Source organism: Acinetobacter sp. YH12235 (assembly GCF_013417705.1).
GTDB lineage: Bacteria > Pseudomonadota > Gammaproteobacteria > Pseudomonadales > Moraxellaceae > Acinetobacter.
Window position 1 is genome coordinate 92,026 of record NZ_VPDL01000004.1, and the last position, 22,403, is coordinate 114,428.

At 41.1% G+C, this 22,403-nt stretch carries 21 protein-coding genes; 6 read left to right on the forward strand and 15 right to left on the reverse strand.

Annotation, left to right across the window (positions count from 1 at the left end; all coding sequences use genetic code 11):
• The first annotated feature begins 246 nt into the window (after positions 1-246).
• Positions 247-1,422, forward strand: a complete 1,176-nt coding sequence (locus tag FTV13_RS03510) for an MFS transporter (protein ID WP_179992609.1) — start codon at positions 247-249, stop codon at positions 1,420-1,422.
• Between the two features lie 75 nt (positions 1,423-1,497).
• Here FTV13_RS03510 and FTV13_RS03515 read toward each other — a convergent pair whose 3' ends face one another.
• From FTV13_RS03515 to FTV13_RS03535, 5 genes are all read right to left on the reverse strand, one after another.
• Complete coding sequence (locus FTV13_RS03515) at positions 1,498-2,694, reverse strand: PilT/PilU family type 4a pilus ATPase (protein WP_125278619.1); 1,197 nt, start codon at positions 2,692-2,694, stop codon at positions 1,498-1,500.
• Between the two features lie 403 nt (positions 2,695-3,097).
• Positions 3,098-4,276, reverse strand: coding sequence for a PilT/PilU family type 4a pilus ATPase (locus FTV13_RS03520; RefSeq protein ID WP_180011007.1), 1,179 nt, complete (start codon positions 4,274-4,276; stop codon positions 3,098-3,100).
• 255 nt (positions 4,277-4,531) lie between these two features.
• Positions 4,532-5,581 carry a 3-deoxy-7-phosphoheptulonate synthase gene (locus FTV13_RS03525; protein WP_180011009.1) on the reverse strand — a complete coding sequence of 350 codons (1,050 nt, stop codon included), beginning with the start codon at positions 5,579-5,581 and terminating at the stop codon, positions 4,532-4,534.
• Between the two features lie 538 nt (positions 5,582-6,119).
• Complete coding sequence (locus tag FTV13_RS03530; protein ID WP_159122907.1) at positions 6,120-6,644, reverse strand: hypothetical protein; 525 nt, start codon at positions 6,642-6,644, stop codon at positions 6,120-6,122.
• A gap of 231 nt (positions 6,645-6,875) precedes the next feature.
• Complete coding sequence (locus FTV13_RS03535) at positions 6,876-7,988, reverse strand: S-(hydroxymethyl)glutathione dehydrogenase/class III alcohol dehydrogenase (RefSeq protein WP_166138145.1); 1,113 nt, start codon at positions 7,986-7,988, stop codon at positions 6,876-6,878.
• A 120-nt stretch (positions 7,989-8,108) separates the two neighbouring features.
• Between FTV13_RS03535 and FTV13_RS03540 the strand changes: the two genes are divergently transcribed.
• The 3 genes from FTV13_RS03540 to FTV13_RS03550 all read left to right on the forward strand — a co-directional run bounded on the left by FTV13_RS03540 (position 8,109) and on the right by FTV13_RS03550 (position 11,027).
• Entirely contained in the window at positions 8,109-9,662 is a 1,554-nt protein-coding gene (locus FTV13_RS03540; RefSeq protein ID WP_180011011.1) for a phospholipase D family protein, read from the forward strand.
• A 263-nt stretch (positions 9,663-9,925) separates the two neighbouring features.
• Positions 9,926-10,363, forward strand: coding sequence for a hypothetical protein (locus FTV13_RS03545; RefSeq protein WP_125278624.1), 438 nt, complete (start codon positions 9,926-9,928; stop codon positions 10,361-10,363).
• 172 nt (positions 10,364-10,535) lie between these two features.
• Entirely contained in the window at positions 10,536-11,027 is a 492-nt protein-coding gene (locus FTV13_RS03550; RefSeq protein ID WP_180011014.1) for a pyridoxamine 5'-phosphate oxidase family protein, read from the forward strand.
• A 60-nt stretch (positions 11,028-11,087) separates the two neighbouring features.
• Here the strand turns inward: FTV13_RS03550 and FTV13_RS03555 are convergent, their stop codons facing one another.
• The 7 genes from FTV13_RS03555 to FTV13_RS03585 form a co-directional block, all read right to left on the reverse strand.
• Positions 11,088-11,672, reverse strand: a complete 585-nt coding sequence (locus FTV13_RS03555; RefSeq protein WP_180011016.1) for a uracil-DNA glycosylase family protein — start codon at positions 11,670-11,672, stop codon at positions 11,088-11,090.
• Positions 11,673-11,704: 32 nt separating this feature from the next.
• Positions 11,705-12,415: an SGNH/GDSL hydrolase family protein gene (locus tag FTV13_RS03560; RefSeq protein ID WP_179993226.1), complete on the reverse strand. Its 711-nt coding sequence runs from the start codon at positions 12,413-12,415 to the stop codon at positions 11,705-11,707.
• A 159-nt stretch (positions 12,416-12,574) separates the two neighbouring features.
• Entirely contained in the window at positions 12,575-13,633 is a 1,059-nt protein-coding gene (locus FTV13_RS03565; protein WP_179993227.1) for a fatty acid desaturase, read from the reverse strand.
• A 401-nt stretch (positions 13,634-14,034) separates the two neighbouring features.
• A complete protein-coding gene (locus FTV13_RS03570; protein WP_179993228.1) occupies positions 14,035-14,778 on the reverse strand; it encodes an SDR family oxidoreductase in 744 nt (247 codons plus the stop codon).
• A gap of 50 nt (positions 14,779-14,828) precedes the next feature.
• Positions 14,829-15,527, reverse strand: a complete 699-nt coding sequence (locus FTV13_RS03575) for a histidine phosphatase family protein (protein ID WP_034702771.1) — start codon at positions 15,525-15,527, stop codon at positions 14,829-14,831.
• Positions 15,524-16,645 (reverse strand): phosphotransferase family protein, encoded by a 1,122-nt coding sequence (locus FTV13_RS03580; RefSeq protein ID WP_125278629.1) that lies wholly within the window; start codon positions 16,643-16,645, stop codon positions 15,524-15,526. The genes FTV13_RS03575 and FTV13_RS03580 overlap by 4 nt, the downstream gene beginning before the upstream one ends.
• A gap of 54 nt (positions 16,646-16,699) precedes the next feature.
• Complete coding sequence (locus FTV13_RS03585; RefSeq protein ID WP_180011018.1) at positions 16,700-17,941, reverse strand: acyl-CoA dehydrogenase family protein; 1,242 nt, start codon at positions 17,939-17,941, stop codon at positions 16,700-16,702.
• 94 nt (positions 17,942-18,035) lie between these two features.
• On the opposite strand from FTV13_RS03585, the gene FTV13_RS03590 reads away from it, so the two are divergent.
• Positions 18,036-18,953 carry a LysR family transcriptional regulator gene (locus FTV13_RS03590; RefSeq protein ID WP_180011020.1) on the forward strand — a complete coding sequence of 306 codons (918 nt, stop codon included), beginning with the start codon at positions 18,036-18,038 and terminating at the stop codon, positions 18,951-18,953.
• Positions 18,954-19,114: 161 nt separating this feature from the next.
• A complete protein-coding gene (locus FTV13_RS03595) occupies positions 19,115-19,732 on the forward strand; it encodes a thermonuclease family protein (RefSeq protein ID WP_180011023.1) in 618 nt (205 codons plus the stop codon).
• Positions 19,733-19,810: 78 nt separating this feature from the next.
• On the opposite strand, the gene FTV13_RS03600 is transcribed toward FTV13_RS03595, so the two are convergent.
• The 3 genes from FTV13_RS03600 to FTV13_RS03610 are packed head-to-tail and all read right to left on the reverse strand — an operon-like array spanning position 19,811 to position 22,374.
• Positions 19,811-19,918, reverse strand: coding sequence for a DUF2474 domain-containing protein (locus FTV13_RS03600; protein WP_104426067.1), 108 nt, complete (start codon positions 19,916-19,918; stop codon positions 19,811-19,813).
• Positions 19,919-19,927: 9 nt separating this feature from the next.
• Positions 19,928-20,932 carry a cytochrome d ubiquinol oxidase subunit II gene (gene cydB / locus FTV13_RS03605; protein ID WP_034702762.1) on the reverse strand — a complete coding sequence of 335 codons (1,005 nt, stop codon included), beginning with the start codon at positions 20,930-20,932 and terminating at the stop codon, positions 19,928-19,930.
• Positions 20,929-22,374: a cytochrome ubiquinol oxidase subunit I gene (locus FTV13_RS03610; protein ID WP_159122896.1), complete on the reverse strand. Its 1,446-nt coding sequence runs from the start codon at positions 22,372-22,374 to the stop codon at positions 20,929-20,931. Before FTV13_RS03610 ends, cydB begins: the two co-directional genes overlap by 4 nt.
• Between the last annotated feature and the right edge of the window lie 29 nt (positions 22,375-22,403).

Consider the following 22,403-nt stretch of genomic DNA (forward strand, 5'->3'; position numbering starts at 1 on the left):
TTGATTTAGTATGGAAAAATAAGAATCAGCCTGCGGGCTGATTTTTTTACGCATTGAAAACTTCGTATTTAAAGCTCACCATCAAATACAATGTATTTATATCGGAATTTTATTGTATTTTTCACACATTTTTCTTAAAGTCTTTGCTGTACCTGCTATCACTCGCATCAGATAGCTCAGGCTGCTTTATAAAAATAATATTCATGCTCATCGCAGCATTTCCCTATAGATCAATTTAGGAAAATTATGAAATCCAATCTATTGCCTTTATGGACCAAGCCTTTTGTGCTGTGTCTGGCCAATAACCTGTTTTTATTTATTTTCTATTTTGCACAAACCACGATTTTACCGATTTATATCCTGAAAGAATTAGGCGGAAACTTAGCCCAAGCTGGTCTGGCCATGACCTTGTTCATGATTTCAGCGATTGCTGTACGACCATTTAGTGGCCTAATTATTGAAAAATTGGGTATCCGTAAAACCCTGATTGTTTCTGGAATCTTTTTCAGTCTATTTTCCCTAGCCTACCTGCTTGCCGATCAGTTGACGACCTTATTTATCATCCGTTTTTTGCATGGGATCTGGTTTAGTATTTTGACTACCGTCTGTGTCCCTGTAGTAAATCAGTTTATTCCAGAACAGCGTAAAGGCGAAGGCATGGGCTATTACGTCATGTCAGTCAATCTGGGTATTGTTCTAGGACCATTGATTGGCTTAAGTCTGATTGAATACTGGTCTTATTTTCAGATCACAACGCTGCTTATTGCATTAGTTTTTATCGGATTTGCTTTCTGCTTAATGATTCCGGTCAAAGAGCCTGAGCACATCATTCAAACTATTCCTGAGAAAAAAGGACTGGTGTTGTCTGATGTTGTAGAAAAGAAAGCATTGCCTGTTGCTGTTCTGGCAGCTCTGATTTCTTTCTCTTATGCCAGCATCATGTCTTTTATTGCACCTTTTGCTGCCAGTAAAAACCTGATGGCTTATGCCAGTTTATTCTTTGTCGTATTCGCCATTTCCATGATGAGTTTACGTCCGATTACCGGAAAAATTTACGATCGCAAAGGTCCACAATATGTGATTTATCCTGCGCTACTCATCTTTAGCTTAGGACTCTTTTTACTCAGTCAGATTCAGACGTTGGGGGGATTCCTGCTGGCTGCGGTATTGATTGGTATCGGTTTTGGCAGCGCACAACCTTGCATTCAAACACTGGCCATTCAACGTGCACCGAAACACCGGATTGGTTATGCTACTTCGACCTTTTATACCTTCTATGATGTAGGAATTGCGGTCGGTTCGCTACTGATTGGGGCGCTTATTGCGACTTATAGTTATCAGTTCGCCTTTATTCTCTGTAGTTTACTCACCTTATGCAGTATTGTTTACTTTAAACTGGTCGTTCAAGTTAAGACTGCCTAATACAAGTTAATATCTAAATATAATAAAAAAACAGGCAGATGAACTGCCTGTTTTAATTCTGACACGAAGATGTATTTATTCAGATGCTGAAGTATTTTCCTGTTCTTTTTCTTCAGCTTTCGGTTCTTGCATCATCGTGAATTGTGTTGCTTCTCCAGCAGCAGGATTATCCTGGCGGTTGCTTTTCAGCTTGATCTGTAAACGTAATTCATTAGTCGAATCAGCATTACGCAATGCTTCCTCATAAGAAATCGCACCCTCGTTATACAGGTCAAATAAGGCCTGATCGAAAGTCTGCATGCCCAGTTCACGAGATTTGCCCATAATGGCTTTCAGCTCATGAAACTCACCTTTTAGAATCAGATCAGAAATCAAAGGTGTATTTAACATGATTTCAATTGCAGCCCGACGCCCTTTTCCATCCTGAGTACGAATCAGACGCTGGGAAATAATCGCCTTCATATTCGAAGATAAATCCATTAATAACTGATTACGGCGTTCTTCCGGGAAGAAGTTAATAATCCGGTCCAAAGTCTGGTTAGCATTATTGGAATGCAGTGTACCCAGACATAAATGTCCGGTTTCAGCAAAGGCAATTGCGTGTTCCATGGTTTCGGTATCCCGAATCTCACCGATCAGAATTACATCGGGGGCCTGACGCAAGGTATTTTTCAGCGCATTGTGCCAGGAATGGCAATCGACTCCAACTTCACGGTGAGTAATCATGGATTTCTTGTGTTTATGTACATATTCCACCGGATCTTCCACGGTAATGATATGCCCCGCCGAATTTTCATTGCGGTAGTCAATCATCGCTGCCAGAGAGGTCGATTTACCTGAACCCGTTCCTCCTACAACCAGTACCAGACCGCGTTTTTCCATAATCACGTGTTTCAATGATTCTGGTAATTTCAGTTTCTGGAAATTTGGAATTTCTGCCGTAATGGTCCGGATTACCATCCCGACCTGAAGCTGTTGTACAAAAACATTTACCCGGAAGCGCGATACACCCGGTACAGTAATCGCGAAGTTACATTCTAGTTCAGCTTCAAACTCTTGACGCTGTTTATCATTCATCAAGCTATAAGCAAACAGTTTGGTTTTTTCAGCAGTAAGAATTTGTTGTCCAAAGGGCTTCATTAAGCCCTGATGTTTAATACTCGGTGGAAAATCTGCGGTAATAAATAAGTCTGAGCCCCCATATTCCACTACTTTGGTCAGCATGTGATGCATGAATTTTTTTGCTTCGTCCAACAGTTCTGCCGTGAACATTCTCTTCCCCTGGAAATACACAATTACATGAATTTAAATGCTTGATTCATGCCAATATCATTTGATTTTTATTGTGCAGCGTTTTTTTTAAAGCCTCAAACAGATTTGATTTATAAAGAAAATATTTTTTAAAATTTATATGATGTAGTTCAATTAAATATCAATTAAGTAGACATATATTGCCTTTTAAAACCTATTTCATTTTAAAAGAATATTACAATGAAAAAGATCATATTCAGGATAAATGCAAGACGGTGAAACTGAATTCACCAGGCAAGTAAGGATAAAATTAAAAAATTAGATAGGTGGCCTAAAACTGCCTTGCTTAAAAGCCACCATTAAAGAAGATTTATGACTCAGTTCTATTGAACTGAATAGTAGTCTGTTTATTAAAAAGCCAAGATTAATCAGGAGAAAGTGCACGCGATCTGGACTGTTCCAGAAGTGAAATCTGTGCATTTTCTGCCTGTAAAACAGGATTAATACGACTGCTCTTCAGCTTGATTTGCAAACGTAATTCATTGCTGGAGTCTGCATTACGCAAGGCTTCTTCATAAGAAATAATGCCTTGGTTATATAAATCAAATAATGCCTGATCAAAGGTTTGCATGCCCAGTTCCCGCGAACGAGCCATAATCGTTTTAAGTTCATGGAATTCACCTTTACGAATCAGGTCAGAAACTAAAGGAGTATTTTGCAGAATTTCTACCGCAGCCCGACGACCTTTACCATCTTCAGTGCGAATTAGCCGCTGAGAAATCACGGCTTTGATATTAGCTGATAAATCTAGCAGTAACTGATTACGGCGTTCTTCTGGAAAGAAGTTAATAATCCGGTCCAGTGCCTGATCGGCATTATTAGAATGGAGTGTTGCAAGACATAAATGGCCAGATTCAGCAAAGGCAATTGCATGCTCCATACTGTCTGTATCCCTGATTTCGCCAATCACGATAACGTCAGGTGCCTGCCGCATGGTATTAATCAGTGCATTGTGCCAGGAAACGCAATCTACACCAATTTCACGCTGGGTGATCATCGAGTTTTTATGCTGATAGACATATTCCACCGGGTCTTCGATCGTAATAATATGCCCTTCAGTATGAGTATTACGATAATCAATCATGGCTGCCAATGTAGTCGATTTCCCGACACCCGTTGCACCAACTACCAGCACCAAACCACGTTTCTGCATGATGACCTGTTGCAATGAAGCTGGTAAGCCTAACTGCTCAAAGCTTGGAATATCTGTCGTAATGACCCGAATCACCATGCCTACATTGTGCTGTTGCTGGAAGACATTAACCCGGAAGCGCGACACGCCCGGGATGCTAATACTAAAATTGCATTCCATCACCGATTCAAATTCCTGAATCTGTCGCTCATTCATCAAGGCATAAGCAAACAAACGGGTCTTATCGGCTGTGAGTTTCTGCTGGCCAAACGGTTTCATTAACCCTTGCTGTTTGATACTGGGCGGGAAATCAGCTGTAATAAAAAGATCGGAACCACCATATTCAACGACTTTGGTCAGCATATGGTGCATAAATTTACGTGCTTCATCGAGCAATTCAGTTGTATACATAGCAAGCTTCCTAGGATCATTACTCATCCGCTGTTTAAAAACAGTATCAGGCTGACCTCTAATAAATTATTGTTATTGTTTATTTTTTTAAATTAATTATTTTTTATGAATTTTTTAAAATCGTTTTAATACTCATTGTTTTAATTTTCAAAATATCGAATTGTTGCTTTCAGCATTTAGAAAAATACTTCTGAACAACCATATCCGATCATAATATCTTTCCTCAACGAATTGAGGAAAGATAAGATCGTGAGTTTAAGCGCTACGCTTTAAACTTTCGCATCGCAGTGAATCAGCCATATTTAACAATAATTGCTCGGTTTTTGTCCAGCCCAGACATCCATCAGTCACTGACTGGCCGTAAACCATATCTTCAGAGATTTTCTGATTGCCATCGACCAGATGACTTTCGAGCATTACACCCCGCACATTGCTGTGCAAACGTTCAGCGACGATTTGCTCCAGCACTTCAGGTTGTAGCATTGGGTTTTTTGAACTATTACCATGACTGCAATCAATAACCAGGGCCGGCAAATCGGTTGAGTGTTTCGCTTTAATTTTTTCAATTTCAGACAACTGGTAGTTCGGACCACTATTTGAACCACGCAGGATCAAATGTGCTTTTGGATTCCCTTTTGAGCTCAGGATACACGGCAGACCCGATTGGCTCATGCCCATGAACTGATGTGGATTGGAAGCTGACTGAATAGCATCAAGAGCAATTTGAATCGAACCATCTGTCCCATTTTTGAAACCGATGCTGTACGGCATATGGCTGGAAATTTCACGGTGAATTTGTGATTCACTGGTACGCGCGCCAATCGCACCCCAGGCCAATAGATCATCGAAATACGCCGTTGCCATTGGACTTAAGATCTCTGAGGCAATCGGCAGGCTCATGCCAATCAGTTTTAGGTACAGTGCACGAGATTTTTCCAGACCCAATTGCATATTGGATGAGCCATCGAGTTCTGGGTCATACAGGAAGCCTTTCCAGCCTACGGTGGTACGTGGTTTTTCAATATAGGCCCGCATAACCAGGAAAATTTGATCAGAAACCTGTTCCTGAAGCTGTTTTAATTTTTCTGCATATTCCAGTGCGGAAGCTTCATCATGAATGGAACATGGTCCGGTAATCACCATTAAACGGTGATCTTTACCCTCTAAAATATTTTGAATAATTTGACGCTGTTCAGCGACTTGTACAGCCAATTGCGGAGACAGTGGCAATTGCTGCTTAAGCTGCTGTGGTAAAGCTAAAATGGTTTCTGTTTGATGTTGTTGTGATGTATGTGCAATATTCATGACTTTAAATCCTGGGACTGGCAATCAGTCCAAACTTTTATTTGAGCGTTATGGGTCTAATCGAAGATGTCGAAAGCGTCATTAGCTGGCTAAAGTAAGACCAATAAAAGTTGCTAAAGTATGAATAGTTAAAGTTTGTCATGGCTGTCTCCAAAAAATTGTTAAATCACATGCATAAAAAAACCTGATCAGGGTTGCCGATCAGGTATTAACTGGTGGGCAACCTTTTCATTGCCCAAACGCATTCAGGCAATTATCTAAACTGCCAGAAATAAAAATAAGCGTTTGAAATGATAGGTTGCTTTAACATGTTTATGTCTTTCATAAAAATGTGAATCTGAAATTAAAATACGCGCTCTATCCAGTTTTGACAAGTAGTAAATATAAAAAAATATTTATCAGTATTTATACTTTTACTTATCGCCCTAGAATTCTAACCTTTCAGATATTAATAATGGACAAAGTCGTGACGGTCAGCAGACTTTGCCCATTTCCTTAAAACCAAGAGCATATTAGATCTTGGTTTTGGCATTTGCAATTAACGGGTTACGCGATTCCATGCATCACGTACTGCAAATTTTGCCTGTTCCCAGTTCAAGCGTGACTGGCCTTTTGCCTGTTCCCATTTTACTTTCAGATCGCTTTCTACATCTTCAAAACGGGTATTGGCATCATATGCCCCACGGTTTTCATAACCGACACGATAGGCCGCATCATAGTCACGATCGTAATCTAAATCGCTATACGTGGTACGGGCATCTGAATAATAAGGGGTTTCAACAGCATTATCTCGCCAGAAAGCTGCTTCTTCAGTCGGGTTCACAGCTTCGCCTACGCCTTTACCTGCGAGACCACCGACCACTGCCCCAACAACACCGCCTACTGCTGCACCGACCGGACCGCCTGCTGCACCGACTGCTGCACCTGCAGCTGCACCACCGGCGGCACCTACGCCTGTGCCAATAGGATGTGCACCTGGCTCGCCGCTAATTGGATCGGCGTTTAAATCATCACGGACATCTTTAGGAGAATTTTTAATACGATCAAATCTATCATTCGACATAGAGCTTATCCTTATTCTTTAAAATGATTCTTAAACATGGTTTTAATCGCGTCTATCGATACGCTTCTATTCACTATAAGCATCTGGCATGTAATGACCTTAGAAGCCTTGTGTTTTTTAGGTAAAGCTCTGTGGTGCTTTGATAGGCAAATGTATCTGATATACCTTAATTATTAAAATAAAAAGGCCGGTGTTCACCGGCCTTTATGAAGTTTAAATCGCTAAATCATCTTAATCAAAATGAATCACGCTACGGATCGACTTGCCTTCATGCATCAAATCAAAGGCTTCATTGATCTGTTCTAATGGCATCGTATGTGTCACAAATGGTTCTAATTGAATTTCGCCTTTCATGGCCTGCTCAACCATGCCCGGTAATTGAGAACGACCTTTAACACCACCAAATGCCGTACCCATCCATTTACGACCAGTCACTAACTGGAATGGACGAGTCGAGATTTCTTTACCTGCACCTGCTACGCCAATAATCACAGACTGACCCCAGCCACGGTGTGCACATTCTAGTGCTGAACGCATTACGTCGACATTACCAATACATTCAAAAGAGTGGTCTACGCCCCAACCGGTCATTTCCACAATCACTTGCTGAATTGGCTTGTCATAGTCTTTTGGATTCACAAAATCAGTAGCGCCAAACTGTTTAGCCAGTTCGAATTTATCTGGATTGGTATCCACGGCAATAATACGGCCGGCTTTGGCCTGGCGAGCACCTTGTACAACTGCAAGACCAATACCGCCTAAGCCAAATACAGCGACGCTATCGCCTTCCTGTACTTTAGCAGTGTTATGTACTGCACCAATACCTGTAGTCACGCCACAGCCTAATAAACACACTTGCTCATGGTTAGCTTCAGGGTTAATTTTCGCCAGAGAAACTTCTGCAACGACTGTATATTCAGAGAACGTTGAACAGCCCATATAATGATAAATCGGCTGGCCATTATAAGAAAAACGGGTAGTTCCATCTGGCATTACACCTTTACCCTGAGTCGCACGAACCGCTACACACAGGTTGGTCTTACCCGATTTACAGAACAGACATTCACCACATTCTGCTGTGTAAAGTGGAATCACATGATCACCCGGTTTCAGACTCGTCACGCCTTCACCTACCTCAACGACCACACCCGCGCCTTCATGGCCTAAAATGGCTGGAAATACGCCTTCCGGATCATCACCAGACAAGGTAAATGCATCGGTATGACATACGCCAGTATGGCTAATTTTTACCAGTACTTCACCTGCTTTTGGTGGAGCAACATCTACTTCCACAATTTCTAATGGCTGACCTGGGCCAAATGCAACCGCTGCACGTGATTTCATGTAAAACGATCCTTTTATTACTGATTTACAGATGGTTAACAGTAACCTCTTTCTATTCGGAGATTCAACCATTAACATCACAAGTTGAGGAATAAAACCCCTATAACTAATGGAACATCAATGACTAAGCCCTCGTCAATTACATGTTTAAGTATTTTTGTTTTTAGCCTGACTATTTCTGGCTGTGAATTAGCTCCCAATACAGCAAAAGAAGAAGCTATTACTCCAGTACAATCGACCCACTGGATCAGAGAGGAACAACTGCCACAGATTCAGGAAGGGAAAACGGCTTATCTGCCTTTATATGACGGTTTTATGAGTATGGCGGCAAGGTTATATCTGATTAATCAAGCCAAATACCATCTCGACCTGCAATATTACATCTGGAAAGATGACTATATTGGCAACATGATCCTCTCCCAATTATTAAAAGCCGCAGACCGTGGCGTGAAGGTTCGGGTTCAGATTGATGACCAGAACGGAACTCAACTGGATGATAAGCTGCTGGCCTTAGCCCAGCATCCCAATTTCGAAGTCCGACTATTTAATCCTTATAAATTCCGTCAATTGCGTGCCCTAGATTACGGATTTCGTATGAAATATGTTAATCCGCGCATGCATAACAAACTGATTATTGCGGATAGTACGGCAGCGGTCACGGGTGGTCGGAATATCAGTAGTGAATATTTTGATGCTAGTGAGGATTTTCAGTTTAGCGATGTCGATATTTTCTTTGCCGGGAAACCAGCCCACGATGCGAATCAGACCTTTATCAAATTCTGGAACGATGATCTGAGCTATGATATCCGACAAGTTCTAAATGATTCGGGTAATCCACAACTTTTAAAACGACTAAGAACTGAATTTAAAGAAGATGAAGTCGATAAAAATGAATTGAAACGCCGAGTCGGTATTGCTGAACAGCAGATTGATGAGCAGTTGAGAAAGCGCCCAATCAAATGGGGAAATGCCTATTTTGTTGCCGATGCCCCTTCCAAGGTCCGTCGTAGCGCCCAGAATGGCGATTATATTTATACCCATATGCTGGAACTTATGGGTGAACCCAAAGATCATCTGGAACTGGTTTCTTCTTATTTCATTCCTACTCAGGAAGGTGCGGATTATTTAAGTAAACGTGCCCAACAGGGTGTCAAAATCAGAATTTTAACCAATTCGTTCCAGGCAAATGATGTCGCTTTGGTTCATGCCTATTATCAGCAATACCGTAAACAGCTGCTCAAGAATGGGATCGAGCTCTGGGAATTCAAACCTTATATTGAACGACCAAAACGGACCTGGTATGAAATTATGACCGGTAATATTATTCCGGCCAAAAATAAGAACAGCTCCAGTCTACATGCCAAATTCTTTGATCTGGATGGCATGGTATTTATCGGTTCCTTTAACTTTGATCCACGCTCTGCCTATTTAAACACTGAAGTCGGTCTGGTGATTGAATCAGATCAACTCCAAGATGAAATTACCAAGTCCTTAAACCAGTATTTACCCAGAATGGCTTATCAGCTGAAGTTAAATAAACAGGGTGAGATCATTTGGCTGGAACATCAGAAAAATGGTTCAGTGATTCAGCATAATCATGACCCTGAAACGACACAATTCCAGCGTTATATGATGAATCTGGCGACAAAATTCCCCGGAGAATGGTTGATGTAATGACAAATACATTGCAATCAAATTACATTTAGTGTGATTTTTCCTTAATTGATAGTTGGCTTTAGATATTTTGGATCTTTATTGGTGATAAGCTGAACAATATAAAATTGACTAAATCTATAAAGCAGGTTTTTATACTTATATTTTTCAGCTTATTTCTTATACATTAATCAGATCAATACCTACAAAGGTTTTACCTATTCCGTTGATTGCTCTAAAATTACACTTTTCCAGTATTTTGCGAATTTTCGCTTTCCACTCCCATGCAATTTTTTGATTTAAGTCGTCAGTTTAAACTCAGTGATATTCTCACCCCTGTTAAGACCTTGCAGGATCTGTCTCAACAAGAATGGTTTTTAGCCAAAATACGGGTTGAACATGACTGCCTGTCTGATTCGGACTTGGTCGAAGGTCAGGTCGTACTTAAATCTAATCAGAATATCCAGGTCGAACTGGAATGGCTGATTCAGGATACCGGTTATGAATTACAGGTGCTATTCAAAGGTGTTGAAACCGAAGCTTCTGAAGAAACACTGGTGATGGTTAAAGGCGCGCAACTGGTCGATGAACAACAGCAACTGATTTCTGCACAAGCTTTAAGTTTATGGATTGACGGGACATTACTCCCGATGTTGCCGAATATCCGCAAAGAAATTAAAGCGCGCTTAAACCTGTGGGATTATGTGGAATATGATGGTTAATTCATTTTTCCATTTCTAAAATTTGAAAGAGCCATATCGGCTCTTTTTCGTTTACAGGGAATTTACCTAATATATTTAATTGGTTAAATTGCCCTTGCCTGAATATTTTTATGGCAATGCCTATTTTAGACATACAGATTAAGCTTGATTAAAATAATAAAGAGAAAACATCGTGATTTCCCCTTCTGAATGGCAAAATATCCGTCAAGTTGTTGCAGATGCGCAGCGTGCAGCAATGCATTGTTCGATCGCAACCGTCAATCCCCAAGGCTTTCCTAGTATTACTCCGATCGGAACTGTCTTTCTGGATCAGCAGTCTAGTACAGGTTTCTTTTTTGATACCTACTCCACCACCTTCTCTGAAAATTTACAGCATCAGCCACTTGCCTGCATTCAGGCTGTGAATAGCAGCAAACTGTTCTGGTTAAGTTCCATGTTCAAGGGAAAATTTAAGCATTATCCCGGTGTACGTTTATATGCAGAGATTGGCTCTTTACGTCCTGCAACAGCGGAAGAGATTGAGAAAGTTGAATCTCGTATCTCTACATTAAAATGGAGTAAAGGTAGCAAACTGATCTGGTCCAGCTTTCATCATGTTCGGGATATTAAAGTTAAGGATTATCGCTGGGTCGAATATCCCAATATGCAGGTAGAAAATATTTAAATACTTTCTAAAAGTAAGCTTATTTCATAAATATACTTAATATTTATATTTTTTCATAACTCAAATTAGACCGACATGCTCGAACATCATCCGGTAACTATCTGCTTTCTTATCCAGAGCCAAAGGATAAGCCCGGGATGAAGATGGCATCCGGTATAGATACAGGTCACGGCCAAGAAAATGTGCCTGTGTTGGCTCACCTATACCGGGTTTCAACGTACCTTCAGGCATAGAGAGCATCAAAGTATCTGTGGCCTTGTCGCCTGTAGTCATGATGTGGTTGCAGTCCGGCATTTTCCCTAATAGATTTTGCAAATTCGTTGGCACTACAATTTCCAGAAATTTATCGGAAGCATTTCCCTTCAGGCGTCGGATCTGATAAGCACTGTCAAAAATCGCAATCCCCGTTTCAGTTAGAAACTCACGGATTAGATGTTCCTGAAATTTTTTATTAGGTAAGTCCAAAAAGTAATCTTTATTTTTAAAGAAAATTAATCCAAATATCCGCCACATATCATTTTGGTAATTCGGATAATAAAAATTCATTTTCCAGCGCGTTGCGGGTGGCGGAAAACTGCCCAACATCAATAATTTGGCATTGGGCGGTAAAAATGGCGGTAATGGATGGGTTTCAATATCCGACATAAACTGTTCCAGATTCAGGTATTTCAGTTATTTTAGAATGCCTGACGGATCTTGCTAGCGACTTCTTGTCCCCAAAGTGTATAAACTTCCTTACTTGGATGAAAACCATCTTTGGCCATTTGTAAATTCATGGCCCGATATTTTTCAATATCGTATTCAATCCATTGCATGTTGATCTGCTTGTTCACAAATTTTTCCAGTTGTTGGTTCATGTGTTTGGCATATTGACCAAATAACCAGGCCAAAGGATTCGGTAAAGCTGGGAACATGTTCATTGGAGGGACACCGGCTGCAATGACCAGTTTTGGATTAAACTTTTGCTGGATTTTGCCATAAAACTGTTCCTGCTTCTTGATCCAGACATCGGCAGGCATGAGCTTAGTCACATCATTCACGCCGACTGAAGTCACGACCACATCATAGGATTTAGCTTCAATCTGGTCTAAAGTACGAATGACCTTTGAGGTGGTATCGCCCGTTTTTGCCTGTAACTTCCATTCAATTTCAAAGTCATTTTTTAGCTCATTCAGAATCGCGCCAAGTAAGGCATCATTCTGATGATCTACCCCGACCCCTGCTGCTGCTGAATCACCCACAATCAGTAATGAAAGTTTTTTGCCTGTTCCTGTTTGACCTTCACGTGCACCCTCTGGTTCTGGAAGTTTTATCGTATTTTTTTTGACACGGTTACCCTGAATTACGAGCGTGGGAATTAAGGCGATAGTGGCAGCTTTGAGCAACATAATGGACTAATTTATATAAAGATATGATTAATTTTACTGCAATTTATGGATTACGAGTAATACCTCAGCAGTCATTTTTAATGAATATTCACGTAACTTTAACTAGCAAAATAAAAAAATCCCGGCGTTTAACGGGATTTTTTTAATGTGGCTGATATATCAAACTTTATGATCATTCCAGCGGTTCATGCGCTTGAACGTCCCAATATCATTAAAGCGTACACCCACTTCTTTCATGACTTTATGCGCCGTTTTAGAGGTCAACTGACGTATATAAAAGGGTTCTTTGACCACAAAATGATGGATCGCATGAGTTGAACCGAAATTACAGCAAAATAACTGGAATGGCACCATCCACCATGGATTCAGTACCTGAGTCTGCTTGATGACATCGCGTGGATCAATATCACCATAATAATGCATATTGGAGCTAACGAATTGCAGGCTAAAAGAACGGATAAAATTCGGAATGATCCAAATTACTGCCAAGAAATTCACGAGCGGCATAGCTTCGATGATACTTTCCGACCAAAGCATTTCATAACCAAAGATTGGTGCAACGGCATTACCTACATGAAAGACTACAAATAAATAGCACAGACCATAATAAATCAAGCTTAATGGCAAGAAGCCTAATAGCTGAGAAATCATGGCAACTTTACGTTCTTTTTCAGGCTGTTTTTCCATAAAAAGATGAATCATTTTAAACATCTGAAAAGGACGCAAATACACTGACATCAACTGGTCACTGATCACTAGAATGCGGCGAACCCCCCATGGCATACCATTACTGATGCCACGTTCTTCAAGATCATATTCAGTGCCTGAATATTTATGATGATGCAAATGCATGCGTCGGCGAGCCCATGGGCTAATTGTATTTGGACGAGCCAGCCACACTAAAGCCAACATTAAATGATGTGCCCAAGGTGTTTTTTTGAAATACATATAATGAATCAGGTCATGTTCTAATTCATGTGTCAGTGAAGCAAAAATTGCAATTAGGGGAATGGTGAACCACGCAGAAAGATAACCATATCCATATGCCAATGCGCATGCGATCATCCCCGTCCAGGCAAAACCTAAAATACTCGCACCAATGAAATTCTGATGTTTAAGTATAGGATAACGGGTACGTATTTCTTCCCCGGCCTGTGTAACGATATTTCTGACCTTAGAGATTCGCTGTTGGTCAGTCATATCCGAAGATGTAGACATATGGACAACCTTTGATTTCTGAACAGTTGTACATTAAAGGAATTTATAAAAAAGAGAAGTTATCTTTCCACTTTCGCAGCGAGTATGTCCAAGTTTTGGGCAGTTTTAGTAATTTTTTCAAGATCAAGAATAAAGCAGAAAAATAAGGAGTATTTTCTATAAAACTTGTCGTCTAAAAATTCTCTTCTTAAAAATTTAATTATTTCTATTTTGATAGAATATTTATTTTTATATAGAAATAAAATTTATTCATCATCAAAGTCTTAGCTATTTAGAGAAGTTCAACTAACCTTATTCATCATATCTTTTACCTTTAAAGCCATTAATAAACTTATCTCATCTAATTTTTTTAATTCTAGAAAGTAAAAAAGCCCCTAATGGAGCTTTTTTTAATTGAAGTTTTAACCTAATTTATTGACTAATTTTAGCGGTAATATTTTCATTGCTAAACCAAGTGGCAACCAAGGCCATTTCGGTACATAGGCTTTGACTGGCGCTTTCTCAATTTCTTCTGCCAATAAACGTGAACCCGTTTTCTCATCCACTTCAAATGGTAATTTTTTCGCGCCTTCATTAATTTCAGTACGAATATAGCCTGGGAAAATGGTCGTGACTTTAATTGGTGTATCAATTAGCTCAGCACGAATGCCTTCAGCCAGATGTGCAACCCCAGCCTTACTTGCGCCATAAGCAGTCAAGTGTTTTGGCATACCACGCATTGCGCTCATCGATGAAATCATCACCAGATGACCGGAGTTTTGTGCGCGGAAAATTTCCACTGCAGCTTCACATTGTGCCAATGCAGAAATAAAGTTGGTTTCAACAGTAGCTTTATTGATCGCAAAATTACCTTTACCAATCCGGCGGCCTTCACCTACACCAGCATTGACAATAATCCGGTCAATGGTGCCAAAGTCTTCTTTAAAGGCACGGAAAACTTCAAAAACCTGATCATAATTGGTCACATCCAGTGTTTTGGCAATGACTTTAATATCATATTGGCTCTCGAGTTCCTGCTTCAAAGTTTCCAGACGTTCCAGACGACGTGCACAAATCGCCAGGTTATACCCTTTTTTTGCAAATTCACGTGCCATACCGGCACCAATCCCTGAACTTGCACCAGTAATTAAAATCGTTTTAGCCATATTTTTACCCTATCCCTTTATTTTATAAGGTGTTTTATCTTCAATAATTTTTAAATCCAGGTTAGCAGGTCTGGACGCTGTGCTTTAATAAAATGATGTTCATTCAAACTGAGTAGCTGGGGTTCATTTCCGACCAGACGCAATGTAGTAATGCTGGTATTGGTAATTGCCCAGTTTAAAGCGAAAGTTTTCTCCGGACTCAGACCCAGGATTTTGCCTACCGCCACAGAGATGACGCCACCCGAGGTATACACGATTGCATAGCGCGGTTTAGTTTGCGCAAGCTGATCACATAAGTTCTGCAAACCGGTTTCTACGCGGCTTTTAAAATTTGGCCAGGATTCATCATATTCATGGTGATAATCATCACAGGTCCAGCGAGCAATCGCTCCACTAAAGATCTTGCTCAGATAATCCCGTGGATTGGCATGTTCTGAGACATCCTGCTTCAGCAGTTCAGGCTGATTAAAACGCGGTTCATAACGGGCAAAGACCTGCTGATGATTAAACTCATTCCAGGCACTATCGGTCAAAATCTCGCTTTCAGGAAAACATTCATCTAAAGATAACTGTGCCGTCTGTTGATGACGTTGCATAGAACCAGCCACTACATACGGTGCTTCTTTCAGAATTTCATCAAAATAACGACCGAGCAATTTTGCCTGTAGTTCCCCATTTGGCGAAAGCTGATCATAACTGGCTGCCCCGAAAGATGCCTGTCCATGCCGGATCAAGTAAATGGTGGTCATTTTGGCATTAACTCTTTAAATTTCAGGATATATTTTTGTGCAATGTCATTGGCTTCAAGCTTTTGTAGACCAATCAGTTTTAAGGCACGAATATGCAAGGCATGAATGACTACCCAAAAATCCTTAAAGGCTGGATTGTTGGTTTGTTTGTGGTAATAACGATAATAGATCTGCTGAGCAATTACCGAGAGACGGAAAATCCCAAACACTTCATAGAATGTCCAGTTTTCCGGTTGCAGACCGGTTTTCTCCAGATAGTAATCCACCACTTCTTTACGGGTAAACATACCTTTTAAATTGGTGGGCTGACGACGTGTTGCTTTAAAAATGGCATTGTCCGTATCTTCTACCCAATAAGCCAAGGCAGAACCCAAGTCCATCAGCGGATCACCCAGGGTGGCCATTTCCCAGTCCAGCACCCCAATAACTTCAGTTGGATTTTCTGGATCCAAAATGACATTATCAAAACGCCAGTCATTGTGAATGACACAGGTTTTGGAATCAGATGGAATATTATCTTTCAGCCAGTTACGCACGTATTTAAAAGATGGAACATTTAATGTTTTGGCTTTTTCGTAACGTGCATCCCAGCCTTCGACCTGACGACGGCAATAGCCTTCACCTTTGCCTAACTTTTCCAGTTCTGTACCAGTGTAAGGAACTTGGTGTAGTTCGATCAGCTTATCAATCACATTAATACATAGAGTCTGGATATCTGGTTCAGTCAGTTGTAATTCAGGCGGCAGCTTGGCACGCGGAATAATACCTTCAATGCGTTTCATCACATAAAAATCACAGCCAATGACTGATTCATCCTGACAAAGTGCCACCATTTCAGGTACGACTGGATAGTGTTCAGCCAAAGCTTTTTGTACATGATATTCACGTGCCATGTCATGCGCAGATTTAGCTTTAGTCCCTTGAGGCGGACGACGTAGAATCAAATCGGCATTGGCATATTGCAAACGATAAGTCCAGTTTGAAGCTCCACCGGAATATTGAGTAAGCTCTAAAGGACCTTCTACATTTACTCCTTGTTGATTTAACCAATCTGTGATGGCCTGTACATCCAGTTCCTCACCTTCACGAACTGATCCACCTACATCAATGACCGCCATAATTTTTCCTTAAAATCTTCTAATACGTTTCAATGTTCTGTATATAAAGCCAGCTTATTTTTTACGACGTGTGCTATAACCGCGTTTTGCCAGTTCCAGTTTGGCAATCATGCCTTTATGCACTTCATCCGGGCCATCAGCCAGACGTAAGGCACGGGCTTGGGCAAAGAATCCGGTCAGCGGTGTGTCACGAGAAACACCCGCACCGCCGTGGATCTGAATTGCCATATCCACGACTTTTTCCAGCACACTTGGCGCGACCACTTTAATTGCAGAAATTTCAGTCAGTGCTGCCATATTCCCTAAAGTATCCATTTTATAGGCAGCATACAAGGTTAATAATCGAGCCTGATCAATGGTAACGCGAGCTTCTGCGACACGTTCCAGGTTACCACCCAGTTTTAAAATCTCTTTACCAAATGCGGTACGGCTCATACCTCGGTCAATCATCAACTCTAATGATTTTTCAGCAGCACCGATGCAACGCATACAATGGTGAATACGGCCTGGCCCTAAACGACCTTGGGCAATTTCAAAGCCTTGACCTGCACCGCCAATAAAATTCGAAACTGGAACACGAACATTATCAAAGCTGACTTCGCCGTGGCCATGTGGTGCATCATAGTCACCAAAGACTGGAAGCATCCGTTCGATTTTTACGCCTGCAGTATCGACTGGAACTAAAACCATGGAATGCTGATGATGACGGTCTTTGGATTCATCCGGTGTATGTGCCATAAAGATGATGATTTTGGCATTTGGATCACCCAAACCTGAAGACCACCATTTACGACCATTCAAAACAATTTCATCACCTTCAACTACCGCCGTCGCCTGCATATTGGTAGCATCACTAGAAGCCACTGCAGGTTCAGTCATACAGAACACTGAACGGATTTTCCCTTCCAGAAGTGGCATTAACCATTGCTGTTTTTGTTCTTCAGAACCATAGCGCCACAGTACTTCCATATTGCCGCTATCTGGTGCATTACAGTTAAAGACAGTAGGTGCAATTAGGCTTTGTCCAGAAAGTTCAGCGATATGCGCATATTCCTGAACGGATAATCCCTGACCTAATTCTGGACAAGGCAAAAACATATTCCAGAGACCTGCCGCTTTGGCTTTATCTTTCAATGTTTCAAGTTCTGCCGGCCATTGCCATTTGGTCCAGTCACCGCCTTGATTCAGTTCATGCACCTGATGCCAGAAATCAGCCTCGACAGGTTCAATTTCATCAGTAATAAACTTTTTTGTTCTATTTAAATAATCCTGTGCACGTGCTGACAGCTCAAACATTGCTTTATCCCTCTGAATATTCTAATTCATACGCTTTACAACACCTTAACCCAAAACTTATTATGAATAAAATGATTTAATTCCATATAGTAGTATGCATAGTATTCATTCAAAAACCGTGATGGATCTACGAAATTTTCATCGTATTGATATTAATCTTTATCCACTTTTTATTGCCATTTACGAACAAAACAGTATTTCTAAAGCTGCGCAAATTCTATCGATAAGCCAGTCAGCGGCCAGTCATGCTTTACAACGTTTAAGACAGCATTTACAAGATGATTTATTTGTGCGAACTGGTAGCAAGATGCAACCTACGCCGTTTGCGGATCAGATCTATCCTGAAATTAAAAATGCACTTTTTACGATTCAGAATATTTCGATGCAGCATCAGCAATTCAGACCGGAATCGATTCATAGCTTAAAAATTGCTGTACATGACGAAATTGAACCCATGATCTTTCCTAAACTGGTTCAACATTTCCAAAAAATTAACCTGGATCTTCAACTGAGTAGCATGAAACTCGACCGTAAAAATATTGCTGCAGATCTCGCCTCTCAACAGGTCGATTTTGTTATTGATCTGGAGCAAAGTATTAGTGAAAAAATTCAGTTTGAACGACTGGTACAGGATGAATTCGTGGTCTGTACACAACGAACAGAAATGAATGAACAGATTTATCTGGCCTCACCTCATATTGGCGTTTCCTCACGCCGTACGGGAGTTTTAGTTGAAGATATATATTTAAGTCGAAAACATTATTCCCGACAGATTTTTTTACGTTGTCAGCACTATTCCACAGCCCTGCAAATTCTGGAACAGCAAAAGACTGCCATGCTGACAATTCCTAAAAATGTTTTGACTCATCTACAGTTAGCAAACTGTCTGAATATTTTTGACGTTCCTGTACAACTTCCGAAAATTAATATGGGGATGTATTGGCATAGAGATTTGCAGGAGAATAAAAGACATCAATTTTTGAGAAATGAAATTTATAAAATTTTTGCTTAGGCTATTTATGAGATAATTTAAACTTGCTTAGGCTATTTTTATTATCAGGTTTTAGGATTGAGATTGGCCTAATTTGATAGTGCTTAGGCTATTTTATCGGTACAAAACTAAACACTGATTGATGGCTTTTTAAGCCCTATGCGGAGTGGCTTTGATCTAAAATGGCTCAACTTTTAGCTGTGTTTATGCGGCTGTTTTTGCTGATTTGGATCTTGCCCTTGTTACATCTCTCCACCACCTGGCAAATTGTGCTGGGCTTCGCACTTCTGTGTTTTTCTTATTATTTGCTGCATAAAATTACGGTGTATTTAAAGGACCTATTTCGCCCCTTTAAGAAAGGTAAGAAATATTGGTGCCGGGTAAGTGCGGTCAGTGATGGTGACACCCTCACCTGCTACCGTTTTAATATCCGTCGCTCTGAGACCAAATTACGTTTTGCCTATGTCGATGCACCTGAATCTTCACAGGCCTATGGTAAGGAATCACTACGCCTAGTTCAAAGTATGGTTAAAAATAAAATGATTCGGGTACAAATTACGGATATTGACCGTTATGGTCGCTGTGTCGGTGTGGTCTATCATTATCGCAAGAATATCAATGAAGAGATTGTGAAACGTGGTGCGGCATGGGTTTATGAGGAATATATCCGGGATAAAAACCATTTACGCTATATGATGGAACTACAGAATAAAGCTAAAAAGCAGAAAAAAGGGTTATGGAAAAACAGCCGCCCTGTCCGTCCAAGTGTTTATCGTAAACAGATCAAAGCCTCATCTTGATATTTTAAAAATCAAAAATTTAGCCTATAAAAAGGGATTTGTACTAACAAATCCCTTTTCTTTGTTCATTTAATATACCTAATAGGCCAAATGCACCAGAAAGCGGAATGCCCCTGCAATAAGTGCTAGTGTCAAAAAACCTGCAAGCCATAAGCCGACAAACCATACTATCTGTTTGCGTGTCATAACTGCTCCTTAATGATAACCATCATCTCCAACACGTACCTTGTGTCGGAATACCCAATAGGACATACAGGTATAAATCACGATAATCGGAATCAGAATCAAGGCACCAATCAAGGCAAATAACTGACTATTTTCATGTGCCGCTGCCTGCCAGATCGTGACTGATGGCGGAATAATATATGGCCACAGACTAATCAGAAAACCGGTATATGCCAGGAATACCAGCACCAGCATATAGGAAAATGGACCTAGTTCACTGCGTCTTTTACAGGCGCGTAAGGCCAGCCAGGTAAACAATATGACCAAGATCGGTACGGGCATAAAGTAGGTAAATTGTGGCTGGCTGAACCAACGCTCCGCAATTTGCGGATGGGTCAACGGCGTATAAACACTAACAGCGCCTAAAATAATCAGTAAGGCTATAATCAGCTTCGGCATCAGTTTAAACATGCGATCCTGTAAATCATCACCGGTTTTATAAATGAGCCATCCACAGCCTAATGCTGCATATAGCACTACGACACTGACTCCGGTAAAGATACTGAATGGGCTAAGCCAGTCCAGACCACCGCCTACATAGACACCATTTCGTGTTTCAATCCCCTGAATATATGCACCCAGGATCATCCCTTGCAAGAAACTGGTAACGATCGATCCTCCAATAAAGGCTTTATCCCACCAGTGTTTGCTTTTATTCGCCTTAAAACGGAACTCAAAAGCGACACCACGAAAAATCAAGGCGATCACCATCAGGATAATGGGCATATATAGCGCTGAGAGTACCGTCGAATAAGCCAATGGAAAGGCAGCAAATAATCCGGCGCCCCCTAGAACCATCCAGGTTTCATTACCATCCCAGACCGGAGCGACCGTATTCATCATGACATCGCGTTCATCCTGATGCGGGAAGAATGGAAATAGAATGCCAATGCCCAGATCGAAACCATCCAGAATGGTATAGACCAGTACACCCAAGCCAATAATCGCAATCCAAATTAATGATAAATCAATCATTTTTTATCCTCCTGATCCGGATGTTCAGGAACCTCTTCAATACGTTCGCGAATACTGCTCAATGGTCGACGGGAAGCCTGAACCACATCGCTATCCGATTCATGGTGTGGTCTGGAATGAATAAATTCTGGACCTCTATGCATTAGGCGCAACATGTAGAAAATTCCTACGCCAAAAACAACACAGTACACCACCACAAAGATAATCAAGGTTAGACCGACCTGTTCAGCTGACACTGGTGATAATGCATCTTTGGTCCGCATAATGCCGTAGACAACCCAAGGCTGACGACCGACTTCTGTAGTAAACCATCCTGCCAGCATGGCAAGAAATCCGGATGGCCCCATGATGAGTGCAAAACGATGCAGACCACGTGACTCATAAAACCGTCCTCGAGTACGTGACCATAATCCCCAGAGTGCAAGCAAGAGCATTAACATACCCAGCCCGACCATAATCCGGAAACTCCAGAACACGACCAGTGAATTGGGTCGATCTTCAGGTGCAAAATCTTTAAGCCCCGTGACTTTTCCATCCATAGAATGCGTCAGAATCAGGCTACCCAATTTAGGAATACCAATTGCATATTTGGTTTCTTCAGCTTGCATGTCTGGAATCCCAAACAGGTATAAAGGCATTCCTTCATCATGATTGGTTTCCCAATGGCCTTCCATCGCGGCCAGTTTGGCTGGCTGATGTTCAAGTGTATTCAGACCATGCATATCCCCCACAAAAATCTGTAAAGGTGCAAGTGCCAGAATCAGCCACATGGCCATGGAAAATGAAGTTTTGACTAAAGGATCTCGACGGCCCTTGATCAGATGCCATGCCGCTGTTGAGGCTACAAGTAAGGCGGAGACCAGAAAGGCGGCCATTGCCATATGAGCCAAACGATAAGGAAAAGACGGGTTAAATACGATCGCTACCCAGTCTTGCGGGACGATCAGGCCATTTTCAATCGCAAAACCTTGAGGGGTCTGCATCCAGCTATTGGAAGATAAAATCCAGAACATGGAAATACAGGTGCCGATTGCCACCATTAAAGTGGAGAAAAAGTGCGCTCGTGGGCCAACCCGATCCCAGCCAAAGAGCATGATGCCCAGGAATCCGGCTTCTAAAAAGAACGCAGTTAAAACTTCATAAGCCAGCAAGGGTCCGGTCACACTTCCAGCGACCCGGGAAAACTCACTCCAGTTGGTTCCGAACTGATAGCTCATTACCACACCGGATACGACGCCCATACCAAATGCGACGGCGAAAATTTTGACCCAAAACTTGAACAGATCCTGAAAAATCGGATTTTTAGTCTTTAACCAGCGCCATTCCAGAATAGCCAAAAAACTTGCTAATCCGATTGAAATTGCAGGAAAGATAATATGAAAAGATACAGTAAAGGCGAACTGTATTCGTGCTAACTCTAATGCAGTTAAACCCAGAGTCATAAACTTCACCTATGCAGTGTTATTTGGCA

Coding starts and splice junctions, on each gene's coding strand:
- FTV13_RS03580 (WP_125278629.1), bottom strand. CDS start 16,645: ATGGCGGTCATTGATGTAGGTGGATCAGTTCGTGAAGGTGAGGAACTG.
- FTV13_RS03600 (WP_104426067.1), bottom strand. CDS start 19,918: ATGACACGCAAACAGATAGTATGGTTTGTCGGCTTATGGCTTGCAGGT.
- FTV13_RS03540 (WP_180011011.1), top strand. CDS start 8,109: ATGACTAAGCCCTCGTCAATTACATGTTTAAGTATTTTTGTTTTTAGC.
- FTV13_RS03510 (WP_179992609.1), top strand. CDS start 247: ATGAAATCCAATCTATTGCCTTTATGGACCAAGCCTTTTGTGCTGTGT.
- FTV13_RS03570 (WP_179993228.1), bottom strand. CDS start 14,778: ATGGCTAAAACGATTTTAATTACTGGTGCAAGTTCAGGGATTGGTGCC.
- FTV13_RS03575 (WP_034702771.1), bottom strand. CDS start 15,527: ATGACCACCATTTACTTGATCCGGCATGGACAGGCATCTTTCGGGGCA.
- FTV13_RS03520 (WP_180011007.1), bottom strand. CDS start 4,276: ATGTATACAACTGAATTGCTCGATGAAGCACGTAAATTTATGCACCAT.
- FTV13_RS03555 (WP_180011016.1), bottom strand. CDS start 11,672: ATGTCGGATATTGAAACCCATCCATTACCGCCATTTTTACCGCCCAAT.
- FTV13_RS03610 (WP_159122896.1), bottom strand. CDS start 22,374: ATGACTCTGGGTTTAACTGCATTAGAGTTAGCACGAATACAGTTCGCC.
- FTV13_RS03530 (WP_159122907.1), bottom strand. CDS start 6,644: ATGTCGAATGATAGATTTGATCGTATTAAAAATTCTCCTAAAGATGTC.
- FTV13_RS03515 (WP_125278619.1), bottom strand. CDS start 2,694: ATGTTCACGGCAGAACTGTTGGACGAAGCAAAAAAATTCATGCATCAC.
- FTV13_RS03545 (WP_125278624.1), top strand. CDS start 9,926: ATGCAATTTTTTGATTTAAGTCGTCAGTTTAAACTCAGTGATATTCTC.
- FTV13_RS03525 (WP_180011009.1), bottom strand. CDS start 5,581: ATGAATATTGCACATACATCACAACAACATCAAACAGAAACCATTTTA.
- FTV13_RS03560 (WP_179993226.1), bottom strand. CDS start 12,415: ATGTTGCTCAAAGCTGCCACTATCGCCTTAATTCCCACGCTCGTAATT.
- FTV13_RS03590 (WP_180011020.1), top strand. CDS start 18,036: ATGCATAGTATTCATTCAAAAACCGTGATGGATCTACGAAATTTTCAT.
- FTV13_RS03535 (WP_166138145.1), bottom strand. CDS start 7,988: ATGAAATCACGTGCAGCGGTTGCATTTGGCCCAGGTCAGCCATTAGAA.
- cydB (WP_034702762.1), bottom strand. CDS start 20,932: ATGATTGATTTATCATTAATTTGGATTGCGATTATTGGCTTGGGTGTA.
- FTV13_RS03565 (WP_179993227.1), bottom strand. CDS start 13,633: ATGTCTACATCTTCGGATATGACTGACCAACAGCGAATCTCTAAGGTC.
- FTV13_RS03585 (WP_180011018.1), bottom strand. CDS start 17,941: ATGTTTGAGCTGTCAGCACGTGCACAGGATTATTTAAATAGAACAAAA.
- FTV13_RS03595 (WP_180011023.1), top strand. CDS start 19,115: ATGGCTCAACTTTTAGCTGTGTTTATGCGGCTGTTTTTGCTGATTTGG.